The organism is Comamonas sp. B-9 (assembly GCF_000410635.1).
GTDB lineage: Bacteria > Pseudomonadota > Gammaproteobacteria > Burkholderiales > Burkholderiaceae_C > Comamonas.
Genome location: NZ_APCR01000131.1, coordinates 1 through 5,168, shown reverse-complemented (window position 1 = coordinate 5,168; position 5,168 = coordinate 1). Strand labels below are relative to the sequence as shown.

General features: G+C 67.2%; 5 protein-coding genes. 4 read left to right on the top strand and 1 reads right to left on the bottom strand.

Going from position 1 to position 5,168, the window contains the following annotated elements; all coding sequences use genetic code 11:
* From H928_RS25625 to H928_RS0101025, 4 genes are all read left to right on the top strand, one after another.
* Nucleotides 1-1,588 (top strand): FAD-dependent oxidoreductase (locus tag H928_RS25625; protein WP_021024819.1); only part of this gene is annotated, 1,588 nt, incomplete at its 5' end.
* Nucleotides 1,585-1,794, top strand: a complete 210-nt coding sequence (locus H928_RS0101035; protein WP_021024818.1) for a DUF2783 domain-containing protein — start codon at nucleotides 1,585-1,587, stop codon at nucleotides 1,792-1,794. The genes H928_RS25625 and H928_RS0101035, both read left to right, overlap by 4 nt.
* 123 nt (nucleotides 1,795-1,917) lie before the next feature.
* Nucleotides 1,918-3,246, top strand: a complete 1,329-nt coding sequence (locus tag H928_RS0101030) for an MFS transporter (RefSeq protein ID WP_021024817.1) — start codon at nucleotides 1,918-1,920, stop codon at nucleotides 3,244-3,246.
* A gap of 102 nt (nucleotides 3,247-3,348) precedes the next feature.
* Nucleotides 3,349-4,107, top strand: a complete 759-nt coding sequence (locus H928_RS0101025) for a LuxR C-terminal-related transcriptional regulator (RefSeq protein WP_021024816.1) — start codon at nucleotides 3,349-3,351, stop codon at nucleotides 4,105-4,107.
* 185 nt (nucleotides 4,108-4,292) lie between these two features.
* On the opposite strand, the gene H928_RS31980 is transcribed toward H928_RS0101025, so the two are convergent.
* A partial coding sequence (locus tag H928_RS31980) for a DUF5979 domain-containing protein (protein WP_021024814.1) occupies nucleotides 4,293-5,168 on the bottom strand: 876 nt, incomplete at its 5' end.

Genomic DNA, 5,168 nt, shown 5'->3' with positions numbered 1-5,168 from the left:
CCAGCCGCCGCGCGCCAGCGTGGTCATCGCCGGTGCCGGGCCCGTGGGGCTGGCCATGGCGCTGGACCTGGCCCAGCGCGGCCATGCGGTCGTGGTCATCAGCCGGCTGGACTTTGTGCCGGGGGGCTCCAAGGCGATCTGCTTTTCCAAGCGCTCGCTCGATATCTTCGAGCGCCTGGGACTGGGCCAGCCACTGCTGGACAAGGGCGTGACCTGGAATGTGGGCAAGGTGTTTTGGGGCGCGCGCGCCGAGCCCATCTACCAGTTCGACATGCTGCCCATCAAGGACCAGCAGTACCCGGGCTTTATCAATATCCAGCAGTACTACGTCGAAGAGGCCTTGCTCGATGCGCTGCGCGCACTGCCCAATGTGCAGCTGCGCCTGGGCCAGCAGATCGAGTCTCTGCAGATCCTGGAAGACCATGTGCGGCTGGGCGTGCAGGCAGGCGCGCAGCATTACACCCAGGAGGCCGACTGGCTCATCGCCTGCGACGGCAGCAAGTCGACGCTGCGCGGCCTGATGGGGCTGGACTTCAACGGCCGGGTGTTTGAGGAGAACTTTCTCATCGCCGACATCCGCATGCCCGAGGAGCGCCCTGCCGAGCGCTGGTTCTGGTTTGACCCACCGTTCAACCCGGGCCAGTCGGCGCTGATGCACCGCCAGCCCGATGGGCTGTGGCGGCTGGATTTTCAGCTCGGCTGGGGCATTGACCGCGAGGCCTGCGTCCAGCCCGAGAACGTGGAGCGCTATGTGCGCGCGATGCTGGGGCCCGGGGTGCCGTTCAGCAAAGAGTGGTACAGCGTCTACACCTTCCAGTGCCGGCGCATGGCGCGTTTTGTCCATGGCCGCGTGCTGTTTGCCGGCGACAGTGCCCACCTGGTATCGCCCTTTGGCGCGCGCGGCTGCAATGGCGGCCTGGCCGATGTCGACAACCTGGGCTGGAAGCTCGACCGGGTGCTGCGCGGGGCCTCAGGGCAGGCGCTGCTGGAGAGCTACAACGACGAGGCCATTGCGATGGCCGATGAGAACATTCTGCATTCGAGCCGCTCCACCGACTTCCTCACGCCCAAGAGCACCGCGAGCCGGGCCTTGCGCGATGCGGTGCTGGAGCTGGCAGCGCGCGAAGCCTGGGCCCGGCCCTTTGTCAATTCAGGCAGGCTCTCCCCCGCCATCCACTGCCCGCACAGCCCCCTCAACCCCGCCGATGACCAGCCCTGGGAGGGCGGCCTGTGCCCCGGCTCGCCAGCGGTGGATGCGCCGCTGGCCGGCCATTGGCTGCTGTCGCGCCTGGGCGGGCGCTTTGTGCTGCTGGCCCACCAGTGGCACGAGGCCGTACCCACAGGCGTGGCGCTGCTCGATATTGCCGCGCTGGGCGACACGGCCCTGCTGCAGGCGCGCTACGCGCTGGCGCCGGGCTGCGGCTACCTGATCCGCCCGGACCAGTATGTGGCCGCGCGCTTTCAGGCACCGGTCGCGGCCAGCGTCTTGCAAGCGGCGCTGGATACCGCTTGCGCCAGCACCAGCGCCAGCACTGGTGCCGCCCCGCTGCCCACCCGATTCACCTCTGCCACAGGAGCACGGCCATGACCCGCCTGATCCGCCACCCCAACCTGGAGCGCGTCGATGATATTTACCAGCAACTGTTGCAGATGCACGAGGGCCTGGACGAGGCCCAAAGCCTGCAGGCCAGCGCCAGGCTGATCTTGCTGCTGGCCAACCATATTGGCGATAGCAGCGTGGTGCTCAGCGCCATCGCACTGGCCAGCTCGGCTGCGGTCGAAGCGGCGGATTGACCGCGCCCCGGGGCCTTCGTTTGGCTCGGTGGCTCGGTGGCCCGGTGGCCTGTTCGCAAGCCACCACGCCAGCGCCAGCCAGCAAATAGGGCATAGACCCACTTTATAAAAGGAGACAAGCACATGGGGAATTCATCGATCAGCAGCCTGCCCGCGTCGCAGGCAGGCAGCACCACCCCGGATGAACGCCGGGTGCTCACCGCCACCTTGGTCGGCACGGCCATCGAATGGTATGACTACTTCATCTACGCACAGATGGCCGGCCTGGTGCTGGGCACCTTGTTCTTTGGGCCTTTGGCCCAGCACAACCCGGCCATGGCGCAGATCATTTCCTTTGCCACCATCGGCATCTCGTTCTTGTTCCGGCCGCTGGGTGCGGTCGTCTGCGGCTCGCTGGGAGACCGGCTGGGCCGCAAGGCCGTGCTGGTGATGACCCTGGTGCTGATGGGGGGCGCGACGATGCTCATCGGCCTGCTGCCCACCTATGCCCAGATTGGGGTATGGGCGCCCATCTTGCTGGTTGTGCTGCGCGTGGTGCAGGGCTTTTCTGCCGGCGGTGAATGGGGTGGTGCGGCGCTGATGGCGGTGGAACACGCCCCGCGCCACCGGCGCAGCTTTTTCGGCTCCTTTCCGCAGATCGGGGTGCCCATTGGCCTGCTGCTGGCCACCCTGGTGCTCAGCATCCTGACCTCGTCCATGTCCAACGCGCAGTTCATGGCCTGGGGCTGGCGCATTCCGTTCCTGCTGTCGATTGTGCTGATCGGGGTCGGCACCTTGATTCGCCGCAGCGTGGGCGAGTCGCCGATCTTTGAGCAGATGCATGCCCGCAAGGCGGCGTCATCCACCCCGCTGCGCAGCCTGTTCCGCCACCACGGCGGCACCGTGCTGCGCACCGCGCTGATCTTTGTCGGCAACAACGCCGCCGGCTACTTGCTCATTGCGTTCTTTGTGGCCTATGGCCGCAACAAGCTGGGCCTGTCGGCCACGCCACTGCTGATGGTGACCATGGCCGCCTCGCTGAGCTGGCTGGTGTTCACGCTGGTGGGCGGCATCCTGGGCGACCGCTGGGGGCGGGTGCGCACCTTCCAGATCGGCTATGTGCTGCTGGCCCTGTGGGCGGTGCCGATGTGGTGGCTGGTCGATTCGGGCAGCCTGGGCCTGTTCTTTGTGGCGCTGGCGCTGCTGAGCATTCCGCTGGGCCTCACCTATGGCCCGCAGGCCGCGCTCTATGCAGAGATGTTCCCGGCCCATGTGCGCTACTCGGGCGTGTCGGTGGGCTATGCACTGGGCACCATCCTGGGCGGGGCCTTTGCCGCATCCATTGCGCAGTGGCTCATCACCAGCTATGGCCAGTCCACCTACATTGGCATCTATATCATGGGGCTGGCCCTGCTGTCGCTGGTTGCCGTCAGCACCACGCGGGAGCGCATGGGCGTCGATCTCAAGCAGTAGCGGGTGCCAGCGGGGCAGTGCCCCGCGATGGCCCGCGTTGCGCCACGATGCCACCCACAACAACCAAGAAGGCTGCCCAGGCCGCAGCAAGGAGTCGCCACCATGCAAGCGTTGATGTTCGATCCCTCGATGGGGCAGTCGCTGCTCGATGCGGCGCTGTCGCCCGATTTTGCGCAAACGCTGCTCGGCGCCTCGCGCGGCCTTGACCAGGTGGAGGAAATCTTCGCCTACCAGGTCGATGCAGCGGGCGGCGTGCATGAGGTGCTGGCCGCAGGCGAGCGCCGGGGCATTGCCGAGCGGACAGGCGCCTACGCCCGGCGCTTCCATGCGATGGACCCGGTGCTGCAGGCCCAGTCCTTGCGGGGCAAGCGCAGCGGGGCGTTCTCTCAGCAGGTGCGGGCCTGCCACCTGCCCTCGGGCGAGTACCGCGAACTGTGTTTTGAGCAACCGGGCTTTGTCGACAAGCTCAGCTTCACCTGGGGTGATGCATCGCAGCGCCTGCTGATCCTGAGCTTTTACCGGGGCCTGCATGTGCAGTCCGCCAGCCCCAGCCCGCAGCTGGCCGCCCTGGGGCAGCTGGCGATGGTGGCCTTGCATGCCCGGGTCCGCGCATCGGCTGCCCTCACGCGGCCGCAAGCCGATGCCCAGGCGGTGCTGCTGGCGCGCCTGGAGCGCAGCTTTCCGTCCCTGACCACACGCGAGCGCCTGGTCATTGCGCGCTCCTTGTTGGGCGACAGCGCCCAGGACATTGGCGAGGCGCTGTCCATCAGCCCCGCGACCGTGCACACTTACCGGCTGCGGGCGTACCAACGTTTCCGGTTTCGCCGGGCCAGCGATTTTCTTCCCGGGCTGCTGAATTAGCGCCAGCGGTCGTCAAAGCCGCTGGGGCGCTCGCAGCGGCAGCGCGCTTGCGCAACAAGCGGGCCTTGGCGCACAAGGGCAGCCAACCAACAGGCGTAAAAAAACCGGGGCATCAAGCCCCGGTTTTGCTGTTTGTAGTCACCCGGCCAGCAGTGCGGAGTGGCCCGCGCTGCTGGATGGCGGGTTTAGCGCTTGCGCAGTTGCAGGCTGGCGCCGGCGGCCAGCAGCAGCGCCAGCAGCAGCAGGGCTACGCGGCTGTCCACCGGCACGGGCGTTGGCGTGCCCGTTTGTGCCTTGACCAGGCTGTTGCTCACCGTCACCGGCACATTGCTGTTGGCGGCGATGGTCACCGGGCCGCCTTCCACCGTTGGCGCATCCCAGCGGTAGCCAGCCGGTGCGTCAGGCAAGGTTTGCGCAATCGTGCACTCCGCGCCGGCTTGGGCACCGGTGATGGTGCCGGTTGCGCTGGCCGGTGGCGACACGATGGTCACGCTGTGGGTGGTTCCTGCCGTGGGCAGGTTGCAGGTGGCGGTCACGACAAAGCTGAAGGGACCGGTCACGCCATCGGGGAGGGTGGTGTTCAGGTTCACCAGGATCTCGCCGGTCTGCCCGGTGAGTGCATTGGTCACACCGACTGCCACCGCGCCGGTGCTGGGCACCACGACGGGTGCGGGCACCGAGGGAGCCGCCCACTCGTAGTTGGCAGGCGCCGTTGGCAGCGGCTGGTCTTCCGTCACCGCGCAGTTGGCACCGGCTGGCACATTGGCGATCGTCACCTTGGTGTTGGTCGGGTAGTCGGCCAAGGTCGCGGTGTAGACCGAGCCAGCGCTAGGCAGGTCGCAGGTGGCGGTAAAGCCAAAGCTGAAGGGGCCCGTCACGCCGCTGGGCAGCGCCAGGGTCTTGGTCACTTCAATACCCGCTTGCTGGCGCACCAGGGTGCTGGCCATCGTCGCGGCAATGTCGCTGTTGGCAGGCACCGTGACGTTGACATTGGCAGCCGCAGGGCCCCAGCTGAAGTTGGCGGGTGCCGTGGGCAGCGGGCCTTCGGCCACCACACACTG

Bases quoted from the DNA above. Each gene is read 5' to 3' on its own strand.
- H928_RS0101035 (WP_021024818.1), top strand. From the start codon at position 1,585: ATGACCCGCCTGATCCGCCACCCCAACCTGGAGCGCGTCGATGATATT.
- H928_RS0101030 (WP_021024817.1), top strand. From the start codon at position 1,918: ATGGGGAATTCATCGATCAGCAGCCTGCCCGCGTCGCAGGCAGGCAGC.
- H928_RS0101025 (WP_021024816.1), top strand. From the start codon at position 3,349: ATGCAAGCGTTGATGTTCGATCCCTCGATGGGGCAGTCGCTGCTCGAT.